Annotated in this window: 24 protein-coding genes; 9 read left to right on the top strand and 15 right to left on the bottom strand. The window is 66.2% G+C overall.

Annotated features, from left to right (window positions below; all coding sequences use genetic code 11):
* Positions 1-139: 139 nt before the first annotated feature.
* Positions 140-616 carry a bacterioferritin gene (gene bfr / locus ACFQU0_RS03775; protein ID WP_382198784.1) on the bottom strand — a complete coding sequence of 159 codons (477 nt, stop codon included), beginning with the start codon at positions 614-616 and terminating at the stop codon, positions 140-142.
* 154 nt (positions 617-770) lie between these two features.
* On the opposite strand from bfr, the gene ACFQU0_RS03770 reads away from it, so the two are divergent.
* The gene (locus tag ACFQU0_RS03770; RefSeq protein ID WP_382198783.1) at positions 771-1,055 is read left to right on the top strand and encodes a hypothetical protein; all 285 of its coding nucleotides are present in this window, start codon (positions 771-773) and stop codon (positions 1,053-1,055) included.
* 11 nt (positions 1,056-1,066) lie between these two features.
* A complete protein-coding gene (locus ACFQU0_RS03765) occupies positions 1,067-1,444 on the top strand; it encodes a hypothetical protein (protein ID WP_382198782.1) in 378 nt (125 codons plus the stop codon).
* A 15-nt stretch (positions 1,445-1,459) separates the two neighbouring features.
* Here the strand turns inward: ACFQU0_RS03765 and ACFQU0_RS03760 are convergent, their stop codons facing one another.
* A complete protein-coding gene (locus tag ACFQU0_RS03760) occupies positions 1,460-1,681 on the bottom strand; it encodes a (2Fe-2S)-binding protein (protein WP_382198781.1) in 222 nt (73 codons plus the stop codon).
* A gap of 84 nt (positions 1,682-1,765) precedes the next feature.
* Complete coding sequence (locus ACFQU0_RS03755; RefSeq protein WP_382198780.1) at positions 1,766-2,941, bottom strand: diguanylate cyclase domain-containing protein; 1,176 nt, start codon at positions 2,939-2,941, stop codon at positions 1,766-1,768.
* 204 nt (positions 2,942-3,145) lie between these two features.
* Here ACFQU0_RS03755 and ACFQU0_RS03750 point away from each other — a divergent pair, with 204 nt between their 5' ends.
* Complete coding sequence (locus ACFQU0_RS03750) at positions 3,146-5,416, top strand: patatin-like phospholipase family protein (RefSeq protein ID WP_382198779.1); 2,271 nt, start codon at positions 3,146-3,148, stop codon at positions 5,414-5,416.
* Positions 5,417-5,504: 88 nt separating this feature from the next.
* Here ACFQU0_RS03750 and ACFQU0_RS03745 read toward each other — a convergent pair whose 3' ends face one another.
* From ACFQU0_RS03745 to ACFQU0_RS03715, 7 genes are read right to left on the bottom strand one after another with little or no spacing between them, the layout of a single operon-like run.
* The gene (locus tag ACFQU0_RS03745; protein WP_382198778.1) at positions 5,505-6,326 is read right to left on the bottom strand and encodes an acyl-CoA thioesterase; all 822 of its coding nucleotides are present in this window, start codon (positions 6,324-6,326) and stop codon (positions 5,505-5,507) included.
* A gap of 28 nt (positions 6,327-6,354) precedes the next feature.
* Positions 6,355-7,233 carry an alpha/beta hydrolase family protein gene (locus ACFQU0_RS03740; protein WP_382198777.1) on the bottom strand — a complete coding sequence of 293 codons (879 nt, stop codon included), beginning with the start codon at positions 7,231-7,233 and terminating at the stop codon, positions 6,355-6,357.
* Between the two features lie 4 nt (positions 7,234-7,237).
* On the bottom strand, positions 7,238-8,443 hold the full coding sequence (locus ACFQU0_RS03735) for an acetyl-CoA C-acyltransferase (RefSeq protein WP_382198776.1): 1,206 nt from the start codon (positions 8,441-8,443) through the stop codon (positions 7,238-7,240).
* Positions 8,444-8,452: 9 nt separating this feature from the next.
* Positions 8,453-10,852, bottom strand: a complete 2,400-nt coding sequence (locus ACFQU0_RS03730; RefSeq protein WP_382198775.1) for a 3-hydroxyacyl-CoA dehydrogenase/enoyl-CoA hydratase family protein — start codon at positions 10,850-10,852, stop codon at positions 8,453-8,455.
* Between the two features lie 21 nt (positions 10,853-10,873).
* Positions 10,874-11,308 carry a DUF2147 domain-containing protein gene (locus ACFQU0_RS03725; protein ID WP_382198774.1) on the bottom strand — a complete coding sequence of 145 codons (435 nt, stop codon included), beginning with the start codon at positions 11,306-11,308 and terminating at the stop codon, positions 10,874-10,876.
* 38 nt (positions 11,309-11,346) lie between these two features.
* Positions 11,347-13,143: an acyl-CoA dehydrogenase C-terminal domain-containing protein gene (locus ACFQU0_RS03720; RefSeq protein ID WP_382198773.1), complete on the bottom strand. Its 1,797-nt coding sequence runs from the start codon at positions 13,141-13,143 to the stop codon at positions 11,347-11,349.
* Positions 13,144-13,177: 34 nt separating this feature from the next.
* A complete protein-coding gene (locus ACFQU0_RS03715; RefSeq protein WP_382198772.1) occupies positions 13,178-13,840 on the bottom strand; it encodes a TetR/AcrR family transcriptional regulator in 663 nt (220 codons plus the stop codon).
* A 139-nt stretch (positions 13,841-13,979) separates the two neighbouring features.
* Here ACFQU0_RS03715 and ACFQU0_RS03710 point away from each other — a divergent pair, with 139 nt between their 5' ends.
* A complete protein-coding gene (locus tag ACFQU0_RS03710; RefSeq protein WP_382198771.1) occupies positions 13,980-14,282 on the top strand; it encodes an antibiotic biosynthesis monooxygenase family protein in 303 nt (100 codons plus the stop codon).
* 18 nt (positions 14,283-14,300) lie between these two features.
* Here the strand turns inward: ACFQU0_RS03710 and ACFQU0_RS03705 are convergent, their stop codons facing one another.
* The gene (locus tag ACFQU0_RS03705; protein WP_382198770.1) at positions 14,301-15,494 is read right to left on the bottom strand and encodes a M20 aminoacylase family protein; all 1,194 of its coding nucleotides are present in this window, start codon (positions 15,492-15,494) and stop codon (positions 14,301-14,303) included.
* Between the two features lie 14 nt (positions 15,495-15,508).
* Positions 15,509-16,495 (bottom strand): tripartite tricarboxylate transporter substrate binding protein, encoded by a 987-nt coding sequence (locus ACFQU0_RS03700; protein WP_382198769.1) that lies wholly within the window; start codon positions 16,493-16,495, stop codon positions 15,509-15,511.
* A 113-nt stretch (positions 16,496-16,608) separates the two neighbouring features.
* Here ACFQU0_RS03700 and ACFQU0_RS03695 point away from each other — a divergent pair, with 113 nt between their 5' ends.
* Positions 16,609-17,499, top strand: a complete 891-nt coding sequence (locus ACFQU0_RS03695; protein ID WP_382198768.1) for a LysR family transcriptional regulator — start codon at positions 16,609-16,611, stop codon at positions 17,497-17,499.
* Here the strand turns inward: ACFQU0_RS03695 and slmA are convergent.
* The 3 genes from slmA to ACFQU0_RS03680 form a co-directional block, all read right to left on the bottom strand.
* On the bottom strand, positions 17,496-18,140 hold the full coding sequence (gene slmA / locus ACFQU0_RS03690) for a nucleoid occlusion factor SlmA (protein ID WP_382198767.1): 645 nt from the start codon (positions 18,138-18,140) through the stop codon (positions 17,496-17,498). The two genes, ACFQU0_RS03695 and slmA, sit on opposite strands and share 4 nt — an antisense overlap.
* A gap of 12 nt (positions 18,141-18,152) precedes the next feature.
* On the bottom strand, positions 18,153-19,058 hold the full coding sequence (argB, locus tag ACFQU0_RS03685) for an acetylglutamate kinase (RefSeq protein ID WP_382198766.1): 906 nt from the start codon (positions 19,056-19,058) through the stop codon (positions 18,153-18,155).
* A 70-nt stretch (positions 19,059-19,128) separates the two neighbouring features.
* Positions 19,129-21,009: a methyl-accepting chemotaxis protein gene (locus ACFQU0_RS03680; protein WP_382198765.1), complete on the bottom strand. Its 1,881-nt coding sequence runs from the start codon at positions 21,007-21,009 to the stop codon at positions 19,129-19,131.
* 454 nt (positions 21,010-21,463) lie between these two features.
* Between ACFQU0_RS03680 and ACFQU0_RS03675 the strand changes: the two genes are divergently transcribed.
* From ACFQU0_RS03675 to ACFQU0_RS03660, 4 genes are read left to right on the top strand one after another with little or no spacing between them, the layout of a single operon-like run.
* Positions 21,464-22,294 (top strand): ABC transporter substrate-binding protein, encoded by an 831-nt coding sequence (locus tag ACFQU0_RS03675; RefSeq protein WP_382198789.1) that lies wholly within the window; start codon positions 21,464-21,466, stop codon positions 22,292-22,294.
* Positions 22,291-23,286 (top strand): FecCD family ABC transporter permease, encoded by a 996-nt coding sequence (locus ACFQU0_RS03670; protein ID WP_382198764.1) that lies wholly within the window; start codon positions 22,291-22,293, stop codon positions 23,284-23,286. Before ACFQU0_RS03675 ends, ACFQU0_RS03670 begins: the two co-directional genes overlap by 4 nt.
* A gap of 4 nt (positions 23,287-23,290) precedes the next feature.
* Positions 23,291-24,082 carry an ABC transporter ATP-binding protein gene (locus tag ACFQU0_RS03665; protein ID WP_382198763.1) on the top strand — a complete coding sequence of 264 codons (792 nt, stop codon included), beginning with the start codon at positions 23,291-23,293 and terminating at the stop codon, positions 24,080-24,082.
* Positions 24,079-25,554, top strand: a complete 1,476-nt coding sequence (locus ACFQU0_RS03660) for a cobyric acid synthase (RefSeq protein ID WP_382198762.1) — start codon at positions 24,079-24,081, stop codon at positions 25,552-25,554. The genes ACFQU0_RS03665 and ACFQU0_RS03660 overlap by 4 nt, the downstream gene beginning before the upstream one ends.
* Positions 25,555-25,616 lie beyond the last annotated feature (62 nt).

Here is a 25,616-nt window from a genome sequence, read left to right as displayed (position 1 = left end):
TAGTCTTTTCCGGGTGCTGGCGCTAAAGTATGGATATCCATCCAGTTATTTTGCACTGACTGGAGCTAAGTGGATACCCCTTTTGTTTATACAGTATTTTCAGCCTTGCGGCCAACCGGGCACCCAGGCCCCCCGGAGCTTATTCGATGTCGCCCATGATGCTTTGCAGGTAGTTCTGCGTGCCCACCTTGCCCAGCAGGTCGATCTGGGTTTCGAGGAAATCCACGTGCTCCTCGGTGTCATCGAGGATTTCCTGTAGCAGATCGCGAGAAACATAATCGCGCACCGATTCGCAATGTGCGATGCCGGCCTTGATGGTGGCCTGGGCGCCCTGCTCCAGCGCCAGGTCGGCGGCCAGGATCTCCGGCACGTCCTCACCGATGTTCAACTTGCCCAGGTCCTGCAGGTTGGGCAGGCCGTCGAGCATGAAGATGCGGTCCATCAGCTTGTCGGCGTGTTTCATCTCGCCAATGGATTCTTCGTATTCCTTCTTGGCCAGCTTGTCGAAGCCCCAGTGTTTGAGCATGCGGTAGTGCACAAAGTACTGGTTGATGGCGGTGAGTTCGTTTTTGAGCTGCGCTTGCAGGTGCGCAATGACTTGGGGATCGCCTTTCATGACGGGCTCCTGATGATCTGGGTTGGGAAAGCCGGCAGTGTAGGCCGTTGCCCAAAGGACGTGCGGTCAAAACCTTGCAAATGAGAATCGTTCGCATATACTGCAGGCCATGGCCAGGCCAGCCGCCGCCCGGCCTCATCCAGAGGAGTTGCCCATGCACACCCACGCCGACGGTGAATACGAGATGCCCAGCGTCGAAGCCCTGCTCGCCGGCACCCTGGCCTTGATGACCGGCTACGCCCAAAGCGCGTGCAGCCACCAACGGGGCCTGATGGCCCAGAAAATTGGCGCCAACCTGTGTTGCCTGGCCAGGCACCCCGCCCTGTCCAGCAACTTCAAAACCGTGGTCGAACGCATGCGCGCCCATTGGGCGGTGTTCGCCCAGTCGATCACCGATCCCACCCCGTCATGGGCGACCAGCAGCACCCGGCTGCAATGACAGGACATGGCATGGAACACGGGACCAGCGCCGAATACCACGTCCTGCTGCGCATGTGGGGGCGCCTGCAAAACGACGTGAGCTCACAACACCTGGCCCACGCCAAGGCGCTGCGGGCCTTGGAATCTGAGGTGCTGCGCTTGCGGGCGGACTTGTTGATCACCCGCACCGCCTTGTGCTGGGGCATGGGTGCGGGTGGTTTGGCCGTGGCAAAACGGCCGCTCAGACGCGTGAACTCAGCACCCACCACCCAGTCACCGGCGCCATCGGCAGCCGACGAGGTTCTGTGCCGCACCGCCTGCGAGGGCCACGCCCACCACTGGCTCGACGAGGATCACGCCTGCGCGCGCACCGGCCAGGCGTGCCATCGGCTGGCCCGCGCGGGGTGACAAAGCAAAGGGCCGTCAGCCCAGGTTGACGGCCAGTTGCGGTGCCGACTCGTTGCGCAAATGGGCCACCGGGGCCACCGACCGGCATTCCGACCAGATGTTGCGGGCGCTGCATTCGCATTTGCCACATTGGGTGGCCACACCCAGGTCGATCTGGATGTCTTCAAACGCTTGGCCCGCGCGGGCACAACGCTCAATGGTTCGGTCACTGACCCGATGGCACACACAGACGATCATCACGCGGCTCCGAAGAAGTTAGCGAATGATAATCGTTCCTATTAAGTTTGGCAACAACCCCAGATTTGCCCCCAGCATCGCCTGTCAGACCCGCGCCCGCGCGCGGGCCGCGCGCCTCAGGGCCAGCTTTTCGGCGTACATGCGCTTGTCGGCCACCGCCAGCAGGGGGGCCATCTCGTTCCCATCGGACGGGAACAGCGCCCAGCCCACGCTGGCCCCGGTGGCCACTGAAATGCCCAACGGCAGGAAGGGCTTGCCCAGCACACCCCGCAACTTGGTGGCCATGCCGTCCAGATCGGTGTCGGCATTCACCTTGTCGATGATGAGCGCGAACTCGTCGCCACCCACCCGGGCACAAAAGTCGCTCGCGCGGATGGCTTTTTGCAGGCGGCTGGCCACGGTCTGCAAGAGCACGTCGCCCACGGCGTGGCCGTGGCGGTCGTTGACGGGTTTGAAATCGTTGAGATCGATGGACATGACGCCAAAACGGCTGCCCTCGCGCTCGGCCAGGCTGCGGGTGCGGACAAACACCTGTTCAAAATAACGCCGGTTGGCCAAGCCGGTGAGTTCGTCGTGCATGGCCATGTGGCTCATGTACTCCTTGGTGCGGCGCTGCTCCTCCACCGCGTCCTTGAGCCGCTCGTTGAGCGCAATCGCCTCGATGGCGGTGAGCGACACACGGCGCGCCTTGATCAGCACCACCACCAGCCAGGCCACGGCCATGACCATCAACATCAGGTGGAAATTGTCCCCGCTGCGCACAAAGGCGTGGGCGTTGTACAGCACCATGGGCAGCATGCCGATCAGGCCCAGCATGGTGTAGTAGGCCGGCACCACAGCGTAGCTCAGCGCTCCTATGGTCACCACCGTCGAGACGATCAGAAACAGGAAGGCCGCCTCGGTGTGCTGTGCCCCTGACGGCAGCATGAACACCGCCGTCCCACACTGCAGCGCCACCACGGCCCCCAGCACCATGCGCCAGCGCAACAGGCGACGCGCGGTGGCCACCGTCTGCAGGGTCTGGCCCTGCACCCAGGCTTCATAAAAAATCACCGCCACCGAGGCCAGGACCAGGCCACCAAACCACCACATCAACAGGGCGTCAGCCACCCCGGCCAAACGCAACACCACCGCGATCAGCACCCCGGCCACGACGATGCTGAACATGTTCCCTGCGGCATGGCCAAAAAAAATGCGGATGCGCTCCAACGTGGTCCGATCGGACAGCGACGGTGCGTCAACAGGGTCGGTATCGATCATGGGTGCGGGCTGGGAGGGACAACAACAAGGCAGGACGTGCCCGATTATCGCGCCCCGCCCCCCGCCACATGGGCAAAAAAAGACCCGTGACAGCGGGCCATCTGCGGCTTTTGGCCCGTTGACCGACGCTTTCACCCGGGCAGGGTCGGTTGGGTAGCGGCGGTGCCAACACGCGCCCCACCCGCCCCAACCTAAACTCTGGCCATGCCCACTGTTCACCGCCTGCCCTTCTTTCTGCTGTGGCCGCTGGCCTGGCTGAGCGCCTGGTTCGCACTGGCGCCGGCATGGGCGCAGCCCAGTTCAGCCACGACCACCGCCGACCGCCCCCCACGCGTGGCGCTGGTGCTCTCGGGCGGTGGTGCACGGGGTTTTGCCCACGTGGGCGTGCTCAAGGCACTGGAAGCCGCTCGGGTGCCGGTGGACCTGGTGGTGGGCACCTCCATGGGCGCCATCATCGGCGGCCTGTACGCCACCGGCCTGAGCGCGGACGAGCTGGAGCGCGAGCTGCTGGCGGTGGAGTGGAACGCGCTCTTCAACACCCGCGAGCCGCGCCAGTTGCTGTCGCAGCGCCGCAAGGAAGAGGACTTCGAGTTTTCGCCCGTGTTGCAACTGGGTTTCAAGGACGGTGAATTCCGCCTGCCCACCGGCGCGGTGTCCAGCCGCTCGCTGGAAATGCTCCTTCGCCGCTACACCCTGGGCACACGTGCCCTGCCCCATTTCGATGCCCTGCCCACGCCGTTTCGCGCCGTGGCCACCGACATGGAAAGTGGGCAGGCTGTGGTGCTGGGCCAGGGTGACCTGGCCGCGGCCATGCGTGCCAGCATGTCGGTGCCCGGCGTGTTTGCGCCGCTGGAACTGGACGGCCGCCTGCTGGGCGACGGTGGCCTGGTCAACAACCTGCCGGTCGACGTGGCGCGCGCCCTGGGCGCCGATGTGGTGATCGCCGTCAACATTGGCACCCCCTTGGCGGGGCGGGACACCCTGGGCAGCGTGATCGGCCTGACCGCGCAGATGATCAACATCCTGACCGAGCAGAACGTGCAGCGCAGTCTGGCCAGCCTCACGCCACACGATCTGCTGGTGACCCCTGCGCTGGGGCGCCTGACCTCGGGCGATTTCGACAAGGCCAGCGACCTGGTGGCGCTGGGCCTGGACGCCGCGCGCCAAGCCGCCCCAGCGCTGGCACGTTTTGCCGTTGAACCGGCGCAGTACCAAGCGTGGCGTGTACGCCGCCAGCAAGCTGCGCGCGCCGAGGCACTGCCGGCGCAACTGGCATTTGTCGCCATCGAGGGCGTTCCCCCTGAACGGCTGGCGCGCCTGCGGACCCAGATCGAAGTCCAGCCCGGCCAAACCATGGACTCTGCACGCGCCGAACAAGACCTGCAGCGCCTGGCGGCCAGCGGCGACTACATGCGCGCTGACTACCGCCTGGCCACCGAGGCCGGCGGCGAGGGCCTGATTTACCAACTGGCTGAAAAAGACTGGGGGCAAAACCACTTCCGCCTGGGCCTGGACCTGCGGACCGACTTCCGGGGCTCGGGTGAATTCAACCTGCGCCTGAGCCACAACCGCCACTGGGTCAATGACCAAGGTGCCGAATGGCGCAACCGCATCCAGCTGGGCGAAAAAAGTGGGCTGTATTCCGAGTTCTTCCAGCCTCTGGACCGCAGCGCCGGCTACTTCGTCTCCACCTACCTCGACCACTGGATGAGGCGCTTTGACACCTATGGCGAGGACAACCAGGCCACGGCCGTCTACCGCCGCCGCGAAACCCGCATCGGGCTGGACCTGGGCACCACCCTGGGCCGGGACGGCGCTTTCGGCGATGCCCGCCTCGGCTGGTTCGGCGCCCGCCGGGTCACCATCCCGGACATCATCGCCGGCTACACCGGGCGCGACCTGGAGCGGGTGGGCTGGAACGAACAAGGCCTGCGGCTGGCGCTGGTGTCCGACCAGCTCGACCACGCCAACTTCCCGCTGTCGGGCTACCGCTTGCGCGCCGAAGCCATCACCGGCCGGCGCGACCTGCTGGGGCTGCGGCAGGGTTTTCACCGCCAGGAACTCAGCGGCACCTACGCCCTGAGCGCCGGGCGCGACACCCTCAACCTGCACCTGCGTCTGGCGCGTTCGAGCTCGCTGCCGCTGGGCGCCATCGACGAGTACTCGTTGGGTGGTTTCCACCAGCTCTCGGGCTACCGCGTGGGCCAGATCATCGGCAACGACCTGGCGCTGCTGCGCCTGACCCACTACCGCCGCTTGGACCTCAACCCCGGCATCGCGCGGGCGCTGTTCGCGGGCGCCACGCTGGAGCTGGGCAACGCCTGGACGCGCAACGACACGCCCCGCCTGCGCGACCTGCGCCTGGGCAGCAGTGTGTTCCTGGGTGCCGACACCGGTGTGGGGCCGGTCTACCTGGCGCTGGTGCACGCGCCCAAGGGCTTCACCGGCGTGTACTTTTTCCTGGGCCGACCTTGACCGGGTTTTCAGCGCCGGGCCGCCCCAAGCTGACAACGCACCCCCTCGGGGGGCAGCGCCCCGCGCAGCGGCGGAGCGTGGGGGGCCATCACTCTTTGAAGTACACCACCTGGTGCGAGGTGGCCAGCATCACGCCCGCCTGGTTCCAGACCTGGGCGGTCTGGTCAAAAAAGCCGTTGCGAAACTCCTGCGCCTGCGCCTGGCCCAGCAGGTAGCCACTGCCGGTGGCGGCCAGGGCCGCGCTGCCGGCGTGGAAGTACACGGTGATGGACACCGTGCCGGCCGGCACCTGGGTGGCACGGCGCAACCACACACGCGGAAAAAACACATCGCACATCGACGCCAGCGCGGCAAAGTCCAGCGGGCGTGGCGGCTCATCGCGCATCCACAAGCGCGTCAGGCTGGTGTCGCCACCACCATCCCAGGTGTGGGGCACGGGGCCCGTGATGGGCCGCATGTCGTAGCGCGCCAGCCATGCCACACCTTCGAACATCATGCGCCGCTCCAGCACCTCGGGGGCGGGCACGGTGGGCAGGGGCGTGTCGCTTTGGCTCCAGGTCTCGCGCCGCGCGGCCGTCACCGCCGTGGCCGTCGTGGCCACCACGGGCAAACCCGCCGGATCGTTCTGCAGCAGCGTCACCGTCCAGTGTTGGGTGGAGCGGTTGGTGCGCACTGGCGTCACCTGCAGCTCAAACGGGCCTTCGGTGAGGGCACCGGCGTAGTTCACCGTCAGCGACAGCGGTTCGCCCAGGCGTTGGGGGTGGTCCATGATCGCCTGGACGATGGTGGCAGCGGTGATGCCACCAAACGGTCCGACCATGTTCCAGTAGGCCTTGTGGGTGTGGCCCACAAAGTGGCCGGGGCTGTCGCTTTGCAGCGCAATGGCGTCGTCAAAAAGGTGTGTGCTCATGCCGCACAGTGTGTCGTCACCCGGCGCTTCACGCAGTCTGCGGCGTGACATCACCTTCGGCCATGACCGGCCAGGTCATGAAGGTCTGCGCGGCGCGGGGCCACAGGGTGGCCTGGAAATGGTCGCGAAAGAAACCAAAGTGTCCGATGCGCCGTGCCGCCACCTGCTGCGGCGATATGGCCTCGATGTGCTGTGGCGCGTTGGCGTACAAGCCGACCAGGCTGTGTGTGCCGCGCAGTGTCATCAGCTCGTCGTCCGTCATCGACCAGGCCAGCACCGGAAAACGCACCCGACCGTAGCTGGCGCCCACCGCCTGTCCCTCGGCCCCCACGCTGTAGCGCGGGTGCAGGCACCACTTGCGCCACTGCAGCACCACGCCTGCGGGCAGGTCGCCCACCTTGCGCAGGCGCCGGCCCGGAAAGTAGCCCCACAGCCGGGTGGCCAGCGGCACCGCCACATGCCAAAAATACAAAACGGTGCGTTTGAGTTGTGGCGCGTTCTCACGCCAGTAGCCGCTGCCGGCCGCCACGCTGAGCAGGCCGGCCACCCGCTCGGGCCGCTGGAACAGGCCCGGCAACTGTGCCCCCAGGCTGTGGCCCAACAGGTACAGCGGTGCCTCGGGCAAGGCGGCCTTGGCGTGGGCCACCACGGCCTCGTAGTCGCGTGCCCAGTCGAACAAATCGGCCTGGTAGCCTTTCAATGAGACCGGCGCAGACGCGCCTGAGCCCCGGTAGTCAAAGGTGGTGACGCGCAAGCCCTGGCCCGCCAACCATTGCGCAAAGTCGGTGTAGAAGTCCTGCCGCACCCCCATGGCGCCGCCAATCACCACGCTGGCCCGCGCGGGGCCAGTGGATTCAAACACGCGCAGCGCGAGCGCCACGCCCTCGTGCTGCAACGTGTCGGTCATGACCTCACATCCGCTCGAAAATGCCAGCGGCGCCCTGCCCCATGCCCACACACATGGTGACCATGCCGTACTTCTTGTTGTGGCGGCGCAGCGCGTGCACCACGGTGGCCGAGCGGATGGCGCCGGTGGCGCCCAGCGGGTGGCCCAGCGCGATGGCGCCGCCCATGGGGTTGACCTTGGCCGGGTCCAGGCCCAGGGTGTTCAGCACCGCCAGCGACTGCGCAGCAAAAGCTTCGTTCAGCTCGTACCAGTCGATGTCGTTCTGGCTCAGGCCGGCGTACTTCAATGCGGCAGGGATCGCCTCGATGGGCCCGATGCCCATGATGTGCGGCGGCACACCACGCGAGGCGTAGCTCACAAAACGCGCCAGCGGCGTGAGGTTGTAACGCTTGAGCGCGGCCTCGCTCACCAGGATCAGCGCGCCCGCGCCATCGCTGGTTTGCGAGCTGTTGCCCGCCGTCACCGAGCCGCGCGCGGCGAACACCGTGCGCAGCTTGGCCAGGCCTTCGAGCGTGGTGTCGGGACGCGCACCTTCGTCCAGGCTGATCGTGCGGGTGCGGGTAGACACCTCGGCACTGGTCAGGTCCACGCTGCGCTCGGTCACTTCCACGGGCGTGATCTCGTCGCTGAACTCGCCGTTTTTCATGGCGATCACGGCACGCTGGTGCGACTGCAGCGCAAAGGCGTCCTGTGCGTCGCGCGAGACCTTCCACTGCTGCGCCACCTTCTCGGCGGTGAGGCCCATGCCGTAGGCGATGCCGTAGTTCTCCACGTCGTCGGTGTTGGCGAAGATGGCGGGCGAGAGGCTGGGCGCGTTGCCCATCATGGGCACCATGCTCATGCTTTCCACGCCGGCCGCGATCATCACATCGGCCTCGCCCACGCGGATGCGGTCGGCCGCCATGGCCACGGCCGACAGGCCCGAGGCGCAGAAGCGGTTGACGGTGATGCCACCCACGCTGTTGGGCAGGCCGGCCAGAATGGCGCCGATGCGCGCCACGTTCAGGCCCTGCTGGGCCTCGGGAATGGCGCAGCCAGCGATCACGTCTTCGATGGCCTTGGGGTCCAGCGTGGGCACTTGGGCCACGGCGGCTCTCAGGGCGTGGGCCAGCAGGTCGTCAGGCCGCAGGTGCTTGAAGGCGCCCTTGTGCGAACGCCCAATGGGCGTGCGGGTGGCGGCAACGATGTAGGCGTCTTGAACTTGTTTCATGGGGTGTCCTCAGTTGCGCACGGGCTTGCCGGTGTTGAGCATCCCGAGGATGCGCTCCTGCGTTTTCGGGTGCACGATCAGCGCGCAGAAGGCCTGGCGCTCAAGGGTCATGAGGTAGTCCTCGCTGACCAGGGTGCCTGGCTCCACGTCACCGCCGGTGACCACGTTGGCGATCAGCGAGGCGATGTGGAAGTCGTGCTGGCTGATGAAGCCACCGTCACGCATGTTGACCAGGCTGCCCAGGATGGTGGCCTTGCCCGAGCGACCGGCCACCGGGAACAGGCGCTTGTGTGGTGCGCGGTAGCCGCCTTGGAACAGCGAACGGGCCTCGTTGATGGCCACGAACAGCAGTTCGTCCTTGTGCGGCACGATCACGTCGGAATGCAACACATAGCCCAGCTTGCGCGACTCCAGCGCGCTGGTGCCCACCTTGGCCATGGCAGCGGCGGTGAAGCCTTCGGTGAGGAAAGGCAACAAGTCCTTGCCCGTCGAAGCCTCGGCGTTCTCCGCCGCGCGGCGTGCGATGTAGGTCAGGCCACCGGCGCCGGGCACCAGGCCCACGCCCACTTCGACCAGGCCAATGTAACTTTCCATGTGCACCACGCGGCGGGCGCTGTGCACCGCCAGTTCGCAGCCGCCGCCCAGGGCCAGGCCGCGCACCGCGCTGACCACCGGCACCGAGGCATAACGCAGGCGCAGCATGGTCTGCTGCATGAAACCTTCGGCGTCTTCGATGGCACTCACGCCCACGGCCATGAAGGCCGGCAGCATGGCCTGCAGGTCGGCGCCAGCGCTGAAGGGCTCGTCGCCCGACCAGATGACCAGGCCCTGGTAGTCCTTCTCGGCCAGCTCGACGGCAGCCATCAGGCCTTCACACACCTCGGGGCTGATGGCGTGCATCTTGGTCTTGATGCTGAAGACCAGCACATCGCCATCCAGCGTCCAGGTGCGCTGGCTGTCGTTTTCGTCGATGGTGGTGCCAGCGGTTTCGAACTTCGGCCCGCCCTCGCCCAGCAGCAGTTCGGGGAAGTGCTGGCGCTGGTACACCGGCAGGCTGCGGCGGGCTTCGAACACGCCTTTGCTGGGGTTCCACGACCCCTGCGCGGTGTGCACACCACCGGCCTCGGCCACGGGGCCTTTGAACACCCATTCGGGCAACGGCGCATTGCAGAGTGCCTTGCCGGCGGCTATGTCCTCTTGCACCATCGTCGCCACTTCAAGCCAGCCGGCTTCCTGCCACAGCTCAAACGGGCCCTGCTTCATGCCAAAGCCCCAGCGCATGGCCTGGTCCACGTCGCGCGCGGTTTCAGCAATCGAAGCCAGGTGCACGGCGGCGTAGTGGAAGCTGTTGCGCAAGATGGCCCACAAAAACTGACCCTGCGGCCCTTCGGCGTTGCGCAGCAGCTTGAGGCGCTCGGCGGCGGGCCGTTTGAGCATGCGCGCATACACCTCGTCCGACTTTTCGCCAGCGGGCACGTAGTCCTTGCTCGCCAGGTCGAAGCGCAGCACGTCGCGGCCCACCTTCTTGTAAAAGCCGGCCTTGGCCTTCTGGCCCAGGTGGCCCATCTCGATGAGGGTCTTGAGCACCTCGGGCGTGCCGAAGCTGCCGTAGAACGGATCGGTGTCCAGGCTCAGGTTGTCCTGCAGCGTCTTGACCACGTGGGCCATGGTGTCCAGGCCCACCACGTCGGCGGTGCGGAAGGTGCCACTGCTGGCGCGGCCCAACTTCTTACCGGTCAGGTCGTCCACCACGTCGTAGGTGAGGCGGAAACGCTCGACTTCTTTCATCGTGGACAACATGCCGGCGATACCGATGCGGTTGGCGATGAAGTTGGGCGTGTCCTTGGCGCGCACCACACCTTTGCCCAGGGTGCTGGTGGCAAAGGCTTCGAGCTGATCGAGGATGATGGGCTGCGTGCCCGGTGTGGCGATCAGCTCCACCAGCGTCATGTAGCGCGGCGGGTTGAAGAAGTGGATGCCGCAGAAGCGCGGCTTGATGGACTCGGGCAGGGCCTCGCTCAGCTGGGTGATCGACAGGCCCGAGGTGTTGGAGGCCACGATGGCGCCCTCCGCCAGAAAGGGCGCGATCTTCTGGTACAGGTCCACCTTCCAGTCCATGCGCTCGGCGATGGCCTCGATGACGAGGTCGCATTCGCGCAGCAGGTCCATGTGCTCGCCGTAGTTGGCGGGCTGGATGAGGTCGGCGTCACGCGCGTCGCCCAGGGGCGCGGGCTTGAGCTTCTTGAGGTTGTCGATGGCGCGCAGCGCGATGCCATTGGCCGGGCCTTCCTTGGCGGGCAGGTCGAACAGCACCACCGGCACTTTGACGTTGACCAGGTGGGCGGCAATCTGCGCGCCCATCACGCCGGCGCCGAGCACGGCGACTTTGCGGACATTGAATCGGGACATGAAATGACTTTCGGTTGAGGCTTACTGCACGCGTACCCAGGTCTGGGTGCGGCCAATGCCGAACACGGAACCACGCACCTCCAGCTTTTTGCCGCCTTCGATGGGCGTCAGGCGCAGGGTGTAGTTCTTGCCGTTCTCGGGGTCGAGGATCTTGCCGTCCTCCCACACGTCCTTGCCGTCGGCCTTCTTGGCGCCCCGGATGATCTCCAGGCCCAGCATGGGCTTGTCCTTGCGGTCGTCGGTGCACTCGGTGCACTTGGCGTCCTGGTCGGCGCCCTTGCGCAAGAGCTTGTCAATGCGACCAGTGAGCACACCACCCGACTCCGAAATCACGATCAGGCTCTTGATCTCGTTCGTCTTGTCATCGATGGTGTGCCATTGGCCCACCGGCGTCGCCTGCGCGAGGGCCGTGCCAGACAAGAGGACCAGTGCGGTGGCTGCGAGCGTGTGCTTCATGGGTGTCTCCAAGGGTGTGTGGTGGAAAGGGGTCGCGGTCAGGCCAGGGCCAGTTCGGTGTCCATCAAAACCTTGCTGCCAGCGCGCGCAGTGCGCATCAACGTAGCGGTCTCGGGGAACAGCTTGGCGAAATAGAAGCGCGCGGTCTGCAGCTTGGCGGCGTAGAAGGGGTCGGTGTTGCCGTTGGCGATCTCGCGCAGCGCCGTCTGAGCCATGCGGGCCCAGAAGTAACCAAACACCAGGTGGCCGGCCACACGCAGGTAGTCCACCGCGGCAGCGCCCACCTCGTCGGGGTTCTGCAGGCCTTTGAAGCCAAGCTCCATGGTGAACTTGTTGATCTGCTCACCCAGCACCGCCAGCGGGTTGATGAACTCGGCCATCTTCTCGTTGACGCCCTCTTCCATCACCAGCGCGGTCACCAGCTTGCCAAACTTCTTGAGCGTGGCACCGTTGTTGCCCAGCACCTTGCGGCCCAGCAAATCCAGGCTCTGGATGGTGTTGGTGCCTTCGTAAATCATGTTGATGCGGGCATCGCGCACGTACTGCTCCATGCCCCATTCCTTGATGTAGCCGTGGCCACCAAACACCTGCTGGCACAGGGTGGTGGCGGTCCAGGCGTTGTCGGTCAGGAAGGCCTTCACGATGGGCGTGAGCAGCGACAGCATGTCATCGCTGTCCTTGCGCACCTTTTCGTCGGGGTGGTGGTGCACTTTTTCGAGCAGCACCGAGCAGAACACCGCCAGCGCGCGACCACCTTCGGCATAGGCCTTGGCGGTGAGCAACATCTTGCGCACATCGGGGTGCACGATGATCGGGTCGGCCGGCTGGTTTTTGCTCTTGGCACCACTCAGGCTGCGCATCTGGATGCGGTCCTTGGCGTAGGCCAGTGCGTTCTGGTAGGCCACTTCGGTCAGGCCCAGCGACTGGTTGCCCACGCCCAGACGGGCTGCGTTCATCATCACGAACATGCCCTGCATGCCCTTGTTGGGCTGGCCCACCATGGTGCCGATGGCACCGTCCAGCACGATCTGCGCGGTGGCATTGCCGTGGATGCCCATCTTGTGCTCCAGCCCAGAGCAGAAGATGCCATTGCGTGCGCCCAGCGAGCCGTCTTTGTTGACGTGGTACTTGGGCACGATGAACAGGCTCACACCTTTGATGCCGGGCGGCGCGTCGGGCAGGCGGGCCAACACCAGGTGGACGATGTTCTCGGCCATGTCGTGTTCACCGGCGCTGATGAAAATCTTGTTGCCGGTGATCTTGTAGGTGCCGTCGGCCTGGGGTTCGGCCTTGGTGCGCATGAGGCCCAGGTCGGTGCCGCAGTGGGGCTCGGTCAGGCACATGGTGCCGGTCCACTCGCCGGTGCTCATCTTGTGCAGGTAGGTGGCCTTTTGTTCGTCGGTGCCGTGGGTGTGCAGCGAGGCGTAAGCGCCGTGGGTCAGACCGGGGTACATGGTCCAGGCCTGGTTGGCGGAGTTGAGCATCTCGTACAGGCACTGGTTCACCACCAGCGGCAGGCCCTGGCCACCAAAAGCCGGATCGCAGCTCAACGCCGCCCAGCCGGCTTCCACGTACTGCTTGTAGGCGGCCTTGAAACCGGTCGGGGTTTTCACCTCGTGGGTGGCCTGGTCGAGCTGGCAGCCCTCGGTGTCGCCGCCGATGTTCAGCGGAAACACGACCTGCGAGGCGAACTTGCCGGCTTCTTCCAGCACCGCGTTGATGGTGTCGGCATCGACATCGGCGTGCACCGGCATGGCGCGAAAATCGTCGCAGACGTTGAGCACTTCGTGCATCACGAACTGCATGTCGCGCAGAGGCGGGTTGTAAACGGGCATGGTGTGTCTCCCAGGGTTGGTGAAGTAAAAAAAATCAGTCGCGCGCGCCGCAGCGCGCCAGGATGTGGTCAAAGCCCCGGTGGGCCCGGGCAATGGATTCGGGGCTCTTGAGGAAACGCGCTTCGTAGTGCAGGGCCAAAATCAGGCCATGGATTTCGAACAAGGTCTGGTCCTCGTCCACAGCGGCGTTCAAATGGCCTTCGGTCTTGGCCTGCGCAATGGCACGCTTCATGGCAGCGTGCCAGGTCATCACCGTGTCCACCAGCGCGTCGCGCACCGGGCCGGGCCGGTCGTCAAATTCCACCGCGCCGCTGATGTAGATGCAGCCCGAGTCGATTTCAACCGAGGTGCGCTGCATCCAGTTGTCGAACAGCGCGCGCAGGCGCGGCAGGCCGCGCGGCTTTTTCAGGGCCGGCAAAAACACCTCTTCCTCGAAGCGGTTGTGGTACTCCCGCACCACCGAAATCTGCAGCTCCTCGCGCGAACCGAAATGGGCAAACACACCCGACTTGCTCATGTGCATGGCGTCGGCCAGCGCGCCTATGCTCAAGCCCTCCACACCCACATGGGTGGCCATGCCCAAGGCCACATCGACGATGGCGGCTTTGGTCTGCTGGCCCTTGTGGGCGGCCTTGTGTGCCGCAGCTTGCGTGCTGCGCCGCACTGGGGCAACTCGGGCGGAAGGTGTTGCGGTCATGGAGGTGGGAACAAAATAAAACGAACGATCGTTCTATTTTGTACGGAATTCGTGTGATGTACAGATGACAAACACCGTCTGCGTGGGTATTTGTCTAGAGTGGCGTGTCTAACCCCATCCACCCCCAGACGAGAAAACCATGTTTGTTGTGATTTTTCGCGCCACCGTGCGCCAGCTGGACGACCACTACAGCGCGATGGCCGCGCGCATGCGCGAACTGGCCTTGAGCGAGTTCGGCTGTCTGGGCTTCCACGCCGTGACCGAGGGCCAGCAGGAGGTGGCCTTGTCCTACTGGCCGGACGAGGCGGCCATACGCGCCTGGAAAAACCACCCCGAACACCTGCTGGCGCAGCAACACGGCCGGCAGCGGTGGTACACGTCGTATTCGGTGGAGGTGGCTGAGGTGAGCCGACGTTACCAGGGCGGCGAAGCCGCAGCCTGACGCTGCGGCCCGTCCGGATCAAGCCGCCGGCTGACCCAGAAACGCCTGCACCAGGCCACACCAGAACGTGGCCCCGGGCGCGATGATGTCGTCGTTGAAGTCGTAGCCCGGGTTGTGCACATTGCAGGCACCTGGCGTGCCCGGCCCGCCATTGCCCACAAACACATAACAACCCGGCACCTGTTGCAGCATGAAGGCGAAGTCTTCACTGGCGGTGAAGGCCGGGCCATGCGGCTCGACCTGTTCTGGTCCAAAGAGACGCAGCGCCACCTGGGTGGCCAGAGCGGTTTCTTTCGGCGTATTGACCAGCACGGCGTAGCCATCGCGCCAGTCGATCGCGGCGGACACGCCGTAACTGGCTGCCTGCAGTTGCACCAGTTCGTGGATGCGGGTCTTGAGCAGCGCGCGCACGCCATTGTCCAGCGCGCGCACGCTCAGCTCCAGCCGGGCTTCCTCGGGGATCACGTTGTTGGCCTGGCCGGCGTGCAGCGCCCCCACGGTCACCACCGCCGCTTGCTGCGGGTCCACGTTGCGGGCCACGATGGTCTGCAGGGCCATCACGATGGACGCAGCGGCCACCACCGTGTCGCGTGCCTCGTGGGGCAGTGCTCCGTGCCCGCCCCGCCCGGTGAGGGTGATGCTGACGTTGTCGCTGGACGCCATGGCCGCGCCGGGTCTGAACACAAACCGCCCGGTGTCGATGCCTGGCATGTTGTGCAGGGCGAACACGGCGTCGCAGGGAAATCGTTCGAACAGGCCGTCGGCCATCATCTGTACCGCACCACCGGCACCCTCCTCGGCGGGCTGGAAGATGAGGTGCAACACGCCGTCAAAGTCCAGGTCTTCCGCCACCAGACGGGCCGCCGCCAGCAGGGTGGCGGTGTGGCCGTCGTGGCCACAGCCGTGCATCAGGCCGGGGGTGGTGCTGGCCCACGCACGGCCGCTGGCCTCGGCGATGGGCAGGGCATCCATGTCGGCGCGTATGCCCAGCGCGCGCTGGCTGTGCCCCCGGCGCAGCGTGCCCACCACCCCAGTGCGCCCCAGGCCGGTGGTGACCGCATACCCCCACCCGCGCAGCTTGTGCGCCACCAGGGCCGACGTGCGGTGCTCCTCGAACGCCAGTTCGGGGTGGGCATGGATGTCGCGGCGCAACTGGATGAACTCGCCCACCCGGTCGGCCAGCGCGTGACCGAGGTAGGCACTCTCCGTCATGGTTTGTGGTCCGTTCATTGCGCCTGCAGGTTCATGGACTTGGCAATGGCCTGGTACTTGGCGGTGTTGTCGGCATACAGCTTGCCGACCGCCGCCAGCGGCTGGGGGCGCGGCACGGTCATGGCCTGCGCCTCCAACACGCCGCGCACGGTCGCGTCGTTGGCCACCTCGCTCAGCGCCTTGTGCAGGGCCAACACCACCGGCTCGGGCGTGTCCTTGTGCACAAAGTACCCGGCCCAGGTGTCGAACACAAAACCCTTGAGCGCCTTGCTCTCGTTGAGCGTGGGCACCTGCTTGAACAGCGCCTGGCGCTCGGCCGACAACACGGCCGGAGCCTTGAGCTTGCCGTCCTCCACCAACTGCACCTGGCCCTTGCCGTAGGGCGTCATGAAGATGTCCACCTGGCCCCCCATGAGGTCTTGCACGGCGGGCGCGCCGCCCTTGTAAGCCACATGTGTCATGGGCAGGCCCGTCACTTTGGCCATGTGTTCGCCCAGCAGGTGGTACAGCGAGCCGGGCCCCACGCTGGCAAAGGTCAGCGGCTTGCCTTCAGCAGCACTCTTGCGGGCGTAGGCCACCAGCTCATCGCCGTTGTTGGCGGGCAGGTCTTTGCGGGCCAGCATCACCAGCGGGTTGATGGTGATCATCTGCACCAGGCGGAAGTCCTCTGGCTTGTATTTGATGGCCGCGTTCGACAGCGGCGAGAGGATCAACTCGTTGGGCGAGCCCTGAAAAATCATGTGGCCATCGGCCGGGCTGTTCAACACCTTTTGTGCCGCGATGCCTCCGCCCGCACCCCCCAGGTTTTCCACCAGAACCGGCTGACCGAGTTGTTTCGACAGGGCGTTGTTGAGGCTGCGGGCAATGACGTCGGACACCCCACCAGCGGGGTACGGCACCATCAGCGTGACCGGCTTGGACGGAAAGGTCTGGGACCAGACCGCGCCACACACCAACAAGCCGCAAACCGCGGCCACCCAGGCTTTCAAGGGGGATTTCATGTCGTTCTCCTCTGCAATGTGGTTGAAATGCAAACCCATCTTAGGGATCGAAATTGATGTGGTCCAATGCATTTTTAATTGCTTTTTCATGATCTCAAACGCATGGATTCAAGATGACACTGGTGCAACTTCGCCACCTGATTGCCTTGGCCAGGGTGGGCTCGTTCGTGAAGGCCTCCGATGTGTTGTGCATGACACAACCTGCGTTGAGCCGCAGCATCAAATCGCTGGAAGACGAGCTCGGTCAGCTGCTGTTTGACCGCATCGGCAAACGCATCGAACTGACCGCCTTCGGACAGGCGGTGCTGGTGCGCAGCCAGGCACTGGTGGAAGAGGCGGAACAACTCAAACACAGTGGCCGGCGGCTCAGCGCCGACGACAGCGGACGCATCCGTCTGGGTCTGAGTTCAGGGCCTGGCGCCATGCTCAGCGCCCCGGTGATGGCGCATTTCGCCCAGCACTTCCCCAAGTTCCATGTCGATATCGTGCGGGCCAACACCAGCAGCCTGGCGCAGATGCTCAGGGACCGACAGCTCGACGCCCTGGTGGTTGACATCCGTTCGCTGCGCCCCGCCCCCGACCTCAAGGTGTCACACATCGTTGAGATGGATGGCACCTTCATGTGCCGCCGGGGTCATCCACTGGCAGATCTGCCCAAAGTGAGCTTCAAGAACGTGGCGAGCTATCCGGTGGCTTCCACGCCACTGAGTGACGAGCTCGCCCGCATCCTGGTCGAACGCTATGGCGAGCGCGCACACCCGGACGTGCTGGTCAAGTTCAGCAGTGACGAAATTTCACACATGATCCAGGTGACCGAACAGACCGACACCATCCTCCTCGCCATCCGAGCGTGTGCGCCCCACCTGGTGGAACTGCCCGTTATCCCGCCACTCAAGGCCAAGGCCCGGTTCGGGCTGGTCACGGTAGCGAACAAGGCCGAAGCCTTGTTCCTGCCCGAGGTGCGGCGACTGATCGACGCGGTGATGGGGGCGGCAGGTACTTAAGCGTCGGCCAGCAACAACACCAACGCCGCATCCAGCTGCTCGGTCGGCACCCGCCGGAACCCGCTGCGCGCGAAACGCTGCAAGCGGCCCACCGCAAAGGCGGTGAGCACGCCGGCGAGCACGTTGGTGTCGGTGGTGGGGGTGTCCGAAGTCGGCACCGCCTCACGCAAGGCTTGGCGCAGCGCGGCGTCGAACTTGTCGAAGAACAGGTTCATGCGCTGTTGCAGGCGTTCGTGTTCGAACACCAGCGCGTCCCCCACCATCACCCGCACCATGCCCGGGTTTTTTTCGCCGAACTGCAACAGCATGGTCACCAACCGTGCGGCGCATTGGCTTGGGTTGTTTTCACGCTGCGTGATCTGCTGCACCAGTCCGAAGACGCTGCTTTCGATGAACTCGATCAGGCCTTCAAACATCTGCGCCTTGCTGGCGAAGTGGCGGTACAGCGCCGCCTCGCTGACCTGCAGGCGGGCAGCCAGCGCGGCGGTGGTCACACGTTCTGCGCCGGGCTGCTCCAGCATGGCCGCCAGGGTCTGCAGGATCTGCACCCGGCGTTCGCCGGGCTTGGGACGCTTGCGCCCGATGGACCCGCCCTGCCCGTCAGCCGGTGTGTCGTCGGTCTCGAGATCGTCGCTGTGCATCGCCACGCGCCTTCAGTGCGAGCGGATCATGGTGCCAAACGGCTGGTCGCCCAGGATTTCAAGCAGCAGCGCGTGTGGCACACGGCCGTCGATGATGTGCACTGCATTCACGCCGCTCTTGGCGGCATCCAGTGCACCGGCGATTTTGGGGATCATGCCGCCGCTGATGGTACCGTCCTGGCACAGCTCATCGATGCGGCGCATGGTCAGCTCGGTGAGCAGCTTGCCCTCCTTGTCGAGCACGCCGGGGATGTTGGTGAGCATGAGCAGTTTCTCGGCCTGCAGCGTGGTCGCCAGCTTGGCGGCCACCACGTCGGCATTGATGTTGTAACTCTCGTTGTTCTCGCCGAAACCGATGGGGCTGACGACCGGGATGAAGGCATCGTCCTGCAGGGCCTTGACCACACTGGGATCGATGGCCACGATGTCGCCCACCTGGCCCACGTCGTGTTCCACGCTGGGGTCTTTCTGGTCGAGCATGCGCAGCTTGCGCGCGCGGATCATGCCGCCGTCGCGCCCGGTCAGGCCCACGGCCTTGCCACCGGCGCGGTTGATCAGGCCCACGATGTCCTGCTGCACCTCGCCGGCCAGCACCCACTCCACCACCTCCATGGTTTCGGGGTCGGTCACGCGCATGCCCTGGATGAACTCGCCCTTCTTGCCCAGGCGCTGCAGCAAACCTTCGATCTGCGGGCCACCGCCGTGCACCACCACCGGGTTGATGCCCACCAGTTTGAGCATCACCACATCTTCGGCAAAGGCCGCCTGCAGGGCCGGGTCGGTCATGGCGTTGCCGCCGTATTTGATGACCATGGTCTTGCCGTGGTACTTGCGGATGTAGGGCAAGGCCTGGGCGAGGATGTCGGCCTTGTCGCGGGGCGCGAGCGGTGTAGCAGGGGCGGCGATGTTGGAGCTCATGGCAGTGTGTGTCTGAAAGAAAACCTGGGCGGCACGCACCGCCCCACCGCCGTGCATTATGCGTGTGTGCTCAGAAGGTTTCCCAGTCGCCGTCGCCACCTCCGGCCAGCGCCGGGGCCGGCGCTTGTGTTGGTGCCGGCCGCGTCAAGCCCACCGCCGCTGGCTGGGTGGCCCGCTTGGGCGCGGGCATGGCCACACGGCCCGCCGGTGAGGACACGCTGGGCGAACGGCGCGTGGCACTGGGTGCCGCCGAGGTCACCACGGGCGCGGGTGCGTGCGTGCGTTCGCCATGCGCCACCTTGAACACCGCCACCGCCTCCACCAGTTGCCGCGCCTGCTGGCTCAGGCTTTCGGCAGCGGCCGCACTTTCCTCCACCAGCGCGGCGTTTTCCTGGGTGGTGGTGTCCATCTGGGCCACCGCCTGGCCGATCTGGCTCACGCCGTTGTTTTGTTCGCCACTGGCGCTGCTGATCTCACCGACGATGTCGGTGACGCGCCGGATCGACTGCACCACCTCGTTCATGGTCGCGCCGGCCTGGTCCACCAGCGCGGTACCGCGTTCCACCCGCTCCACGCTGGCGGTGATCAGTTCACGGATTTGTTTGGACGCTTCGGCGCTGCGTTGGGCCAGGCTGCGCACCTCGCCCGCCACCACCGCAAACCCGCGCCCCTGTTCGCCCGCACGTGCCGCTTCCACCGCCGCATTGAGGGCGAGGATGTTGGTCTGGAACGCGATGCCGTCGATGACCCCAATGATGTCGGCGATCTGCCGTGAGCTGTCGGTGATGCCCTTCATGGTGTCCACCACCTGCCCCATCACCTCACCGCCTTGGGTGGCGATGTCGCTGGCCCCCCGGGCCAGCGCATTCGCCTGCTGCGCGTTGTCGGCGTTGTGCTGCACCGTGGTGCCCAGCTCGTCCATGGCCGATGCGGTTTGCTGCAAGGCGCTGGCCTGGCGTTCGGTGCGGGCCGACAAATCGTTGTTGCCCGACGCGATCTGTTGGCTGGCGGCGGCCACGTTCTCGGCCCCCAATCGCACACCACTGACGATCTCGGCCAGGTGCGCCTGGGTGTTGGACAAGGACCGCAACAGCACCGCCACCTCGGTCGGGCCTTGGGGGTGGATGGCGGTGGCCAGATCACCCGCCGCCATGGCATCGCTGGCGCGCACGGCCGCCTGCAGCGAATGGGCGAGGCGCTGGTAAGCCCACCAGGCCCCTGCCACCAGCAGGGCCACCAACACCACCGCCAGCGACTGCAGGATGAAGAACCAGCGGTCGCGTTCGGCTACGGCGTTGGCCACCGCCTGCTGGGTGCGGTCGTCCAGCGCCACGAAGAACCCGTCCAGCGGCTTCATGATCTTGGCCTTGTTGGCGTGGTACATGCCGTCGTGCATCATCTCCTGCGCCCGGTGAAGGTCCGGGGCCACCTGCACGGTGAACGCCCCACTGGCGTCGGCGGCCAAGCCCTTGACCAGGTTCATGGCAATGGTTTCGGTGCGGACCAACCCGTCGGAATTGGCAGCAGCTTCCTGCAGTTTGGCCAACTCGGCTTCGGTGAAGCCTGCGGCTTTCATCAAATCCAACAAGGAGGCAGCCGCTTGTGTGCCTCGCCCTGGATCGACGTTGGCGGCGCGGAAGTCCCAATAGATGCGTTCGGGGTGGGCGGGCCGGGGTTTTTTGCCCGCGCGGATGTCCAGTATCTCCACGTACTGCTCTTCCCAACGGGGGTCGCCGGTCATCACGTAGGTACGGGCCAGACGGGTCAGGTCGTCGGAACCTTGCCGCAACTCATCGGCCAGCAGGTAGGACGCATAACGCGACTGCTGCGCCTCGCTGACGGCATCGCCGGCTTTCTCGAACCGGTGCAGCACCCAGGCGGCCAACACCAACACGGCGACCAGCACCATGGCGGCCGCTTGGCCAGCCCGCTTCAGACTTGTGGTTTTCATACGCTCCCTTTGACAGCAGCGCTCTGGACCGGAAGTCTCAAACCCCGGAACGCTGTGGCGCGTGGCTGCATCGTGTTGACGGTTGGGGCAGGCTGTCGTCAACGTTGAAATCCCCATGCCGGCCCTCGAAAGGGCACAAGCACGCCTCACCTCCGCTCACCATTGCAAATCAAGAACAAAAATTTGGTCTGACTTGAAGGGTGTTTTGTTGTTTTCGCAAACTTTGACAAATCAGTGTAGACCATACGCCGGCCGCGGGCTACCGCTTTTCCATCTGATTCACCGCTCCCCATACCCCAGCCCGCGCCAGCTGTCCCCGCACCCGGTCACTACAATGGGCCGCCCCGTGGCACCTGTTCCGCCCTTCATGCCGACCCCCTTCCTCTGCCTCGTGTGGCCCCCCCTGCTGAGCGGCTGTTTGCGCCGGCGGCTGCCTTGGGCCGCGTTGCTGTGGATGTGTGCCAGCGCCAGCGCGGCGGGCCTGCACATCACCGACGACCGAGGCGTCACCGTGCGCTTCGTTGCGCCACCCCAACGCATCGTCACCCTGCTGCCTTCGCTGGCGGAAACCGTGTGTGCGCTCGGCCAGTGCCAGCGCCTGGTGGGTGTGGACCGCTACACCAACTGGCCTGCCGAGATCGCTCACTTGCCGCGCCTGGGCGGGGGCCTGGACCCCAGCGTGGAAGCCGTGCTGGCGCTGCGCCCCGATGTGGTGTTGCTGGCGCAGTCGGCCCGCGTGATCCCACAACTGGAGGGGCTGGGCCTGAAGGTGATTGCACTTGAACCCCGCACCCACGCCGACGTGCTGCGGGTGCTGGAGCAGGTGGCTACCCTGCTGGGGCAATCCCCACAAGCGGGCCGTGCCGTCTGGCGCCAGATCGATGCCGACGTGGCGGCCGTGGCCCAGAACCTGCCGCCGCGAACCCGACGCGCACGGGTCTATTACGAGGCGGACAGCGGCCCCTACGCGGCCGGCCCACCGTCCTTCATCGGCGAAACCCTCACCCGGCTCGGGGTCAACAACATCGTGCCGCCAGAGCTCGGGCCCTTCCCTCGGCTCAACCCGGAATTTGTGGTCCGCGCCGATCCGGACATCATCATGGTGGGCCTGCACAACGCCGCCGAAATGGCCCAACGCCCCGGCTGGTCGGCCCTGCGCGCGGTCCGCGAACAGCGCCGCTGCGTCTTCAACGCGGCCGAAACTGACGTGCTGATGCGCGCCGGCCCACGCCTGGCCGAAGGCGCCCGGATCATGGCCCGTTGTCTGAAGGAGAAAGCGCCTTGACGCACGCCCGCACACGCCACCCGGCCTGGCTGGTGGCCACCTTGGTGTGGTGTGGCGGCGTGTTGGCGCTGGTGGGCCTGGGCGTGGGCAGCACCGGGTTGCAGGCGGTGTGGACCCTGTGGGACGACCCGATCGCCGCACAAATCGTCTGGGACATCCGCGCCCCACGCACCGTGGCCGCTTTCTGCGCAGGTGCGCTGCTGGGCCTGGCCGGCGCCGTGGCGCAAGGCCTGTTCCGCAACCCGCTGGCCGATCCCTTTTTGCTCGGCAGCGCCTCGGGCGCCTCGTTGGGCGTGGCGCTGGCGCTCGCCACCTGGGCCACATCGGCGGCAGCCGGCAGCTGGTGGCTGCGCCTGGGGCTCACCGGCGCCGCTTTTGTGGGCGCGGTACTGGCCGTGTTGCTGACCCTGGCGCTGGCGCGCGGCGTGCAACACACCCTGCGCCTGCTGCTGGCGGGTGTGGTGGTGGGGGTGGTGCTGGGCGCGCTGACCTCGCTGGTCACGCTCACCGCGCCCGAAACCCTGGCCGCCATGCAAGCCTTCATGCTGGGCACCACCGCCACCGTCGGCTGGGCCGGTAATGCGCTGATGGCCGGCATCGGATGCTTGTGCCTGCTGCTGGCCTGGGCGCTGGCGCGTGCGCTCGATGGCCTGGCCCTGGGCGAGTCCACCGCTGTGAGCCTGGGCCTGCCCCTGGCACCCTTGCGCGCCGCGCTTCTGGCGGTGCTGGCGCTGGCCACCGGCACCGCCGTGGCCCAAACCGGCCTGATCGCCTTTGTGGGCCTGGCCGCGCCGCACCTGGTGCGCGGCGTCATCAAAACCACCCATGCCTGGTTGTTGCTGATGGCCAGCCTCATGGGCGGTGTGCTGCTGATGTTGGCCGACACCTTGGCGCGCGGGCTGCTGGCCCCACAAGAGCTGCCGGTGGGCGTGCTCACCGCCGTGTTGGGTGGCGGCTACCTGTTGTGGTTGATGCACCGGCGGGTGGGTTGACCACATGAACAGCCCCCCCGCCCTGCAAGCCAGCCAACTGAGCGTCTCGCTCGGCAGCGGCACCACGCGCCGAGAGGTGCTGTCCGGCCTCAACCTCACACTGCGCGCCGGCGCCTGGACCGCCATCGTTGGCCCCAACGGCGCGGGCAAATCCACCCTGCTGCGCGCCCTGGCGCAACTCATCCCCCACCAGGGCAGCGTGCTGCTCCATGGGCAACCGCTGTGTGCGCTGGACCCCCGCCAACGCGCCCGCGCCTTGGCCTGGCTGGCCCAAAGCGGTGCCGGTGAAGCCAGCGCCGACGAACTCACCGTCTACGACGTCGCCCTGCTCGGCCGGCTGCCGCACCAGGCCTGGCTGGCACCGCCCAGCGCTACCGATCATGCCGCTGCGGAAGCTGCCTTGCGCCAGACCCAGGCCTGGGAGTGGCGCGCCCGCGCGCTCGGCGAGTTGTCGGGCGGTGAGCGCCAGCGTGTGCTGCTGGCGCGCCTGCTGGCGGTGCAAGCGTCGGTGATGCTGATGGACGAGCCGCTGGCCAACCTCGACCCGCCGCATCAGGCCGATTGGATTGCCCTGGTGCGCGCCCTGGTGGCAGAAGGCAAAACCGTGGTCAGCGTGCTGCACGAAATCTCGCTGGCCCTCATGGCCGACGACCTGGTGGTGATGCAACACGGGCGCATCGCCCACACCGGTCCCAGCGCCCAACCACAAGCCCATCAAACCTTGGAAGCGGTGTTCGACCACCGCATTGCCATCCATCCCTTGGGCGCCCACTGGGTCGCCCTGCCCACACCATGAACACTTCTCCTTTGGCCCGGTGCGTGATGATGCTGGGCACCACCAGCGGTGCCGGCAAAAGCTGGCTCACCACCGCCCTGTGCCGCCACTACGCCCGCCAGGGCTTGCGCGTGGCGCCCTTCAAGGCGCAGAACATGAGCAACAACGCGCGGGTGGTGCCCAGCCCCAGCGGCGGCTTTGGCGAAATCGGCAGCGCCCAGTACTTCCAGGCCCTGGCCGCCCGCGCCGCGCCCGAGGTGCGCATGAACCCGCTGCTGCTCAAGCCCGAGGCCGACACCCGCAGCCAGGTGGTGCTGATGGGCGAGGTCAGCCGCGAACTCAGCGACATGCCCTGGCGCGGCCGCAGCGAACGGGTGTGGCCCCACATCACCGCCGCGCTCGACGCGCTGCGCGCAGAAAACGACGTGGTGGTGATCGAGGGTGCCGGCTCGCCCGCCGAAATCAACCTGCACGCCAGCGACATCGTCAACATGCGCGTGGCACGCCACGCACAGGCGCGTTGCCTGCTCGTGACCGACATTGACCGTGGCGGCGCCTTTGCCCACCTGTACGGCACCTGGGCCTTGCTGCCGCCCGAAGAACGCGCCCTCATCCAGGGGTTTGTGCTCAACCGCTTTCGTGGCGATGCGGCATTGCTGGCGCCCGCGCCGCTGATGCTGCAAGACCTCACCGGCGTGCCCACCGTGGCCACCCTGCCCATGTGGTGGCACCACGGTCTGCCAGAAGAGGACGGCGTGTTCGACGACCGCACCCGCGCCAGCGGCGAGGTGCACACCACCATCGCGGTCATCGCCTACCCCCGCATCAGCAACCTGGACGAGTTCCAGCCGCTCAAAAACGTGCCCGGCGTGCGCCTGCGCTGGGCACGCACTCCGGCCGATTGCGCGGGCGCCGACTGGGTCGTGCTGCCCGGCTCCAAACACACCAGCGCCGACCTGGCCTGGCTGCGCACCCAAGGGCTGGACCGCGCCGTGGCCACCCACGCCGCTGCCGGCGGGCGCGTCCTCGGCATCTGCGGCGGCCTGCAGATGCTGGGCGAGGCCTTGCTCGACCCACACGGCATCGACGGCAACGCGCCCGGCCTGGGCCTGCTGCCCCTGGTCACGCAGTTCGAGGAAGTCAAGACCGTGCGCCCCAGCCACACCACCCTGGGCGAGGTGCGCGGCGCCTGGCACGCGCTGACGGGCGTGACCGTGAGCGGCTACGAAATCCACCACGGCCAAACGGTGCAACACCCCGCCATGGCCGCCGCCGGCGATCTGGCCCACACCGTGTTGCCCGGCCTGGCCTGGCAAAACGGGGCAGGCAACGTGCTGGGCCTCTACCAACACGGCCTCTTCGAAGACGCCAACGTGCTGTGCGCCCTGTTCGGCGCCAGCGTGCCCACACTCGACAGCGTGTTCGATGGACTGGCGGACTTCATCGAGGCGCACTTCGACGCTGGCGTGTTGGAGGCGCTGACACGCGCTTGACCCAGATCAATGCCCGGCCGGCGCAGCGGGCACAAGATGAAGTCTCCAGCTCCGGAGACCCG

Origin of the sequence: Hydrogenophaga defluvii (assembly GCF_042665235.1) — a bacterium.
In the GTDB taxonomy this organism is placed as follows: Bacteria; Pseudomonadota; Gammaproteobacteria; order Burkholderiales; family Burkholderiaceae_C; genus Hydrogenophaga; species Hydrogenophaga defluvii_A.
Note: the sequence above shows the minus strand (reverse complement) of the source record. Positions and strands in the feature narration are given on the sequence as shown.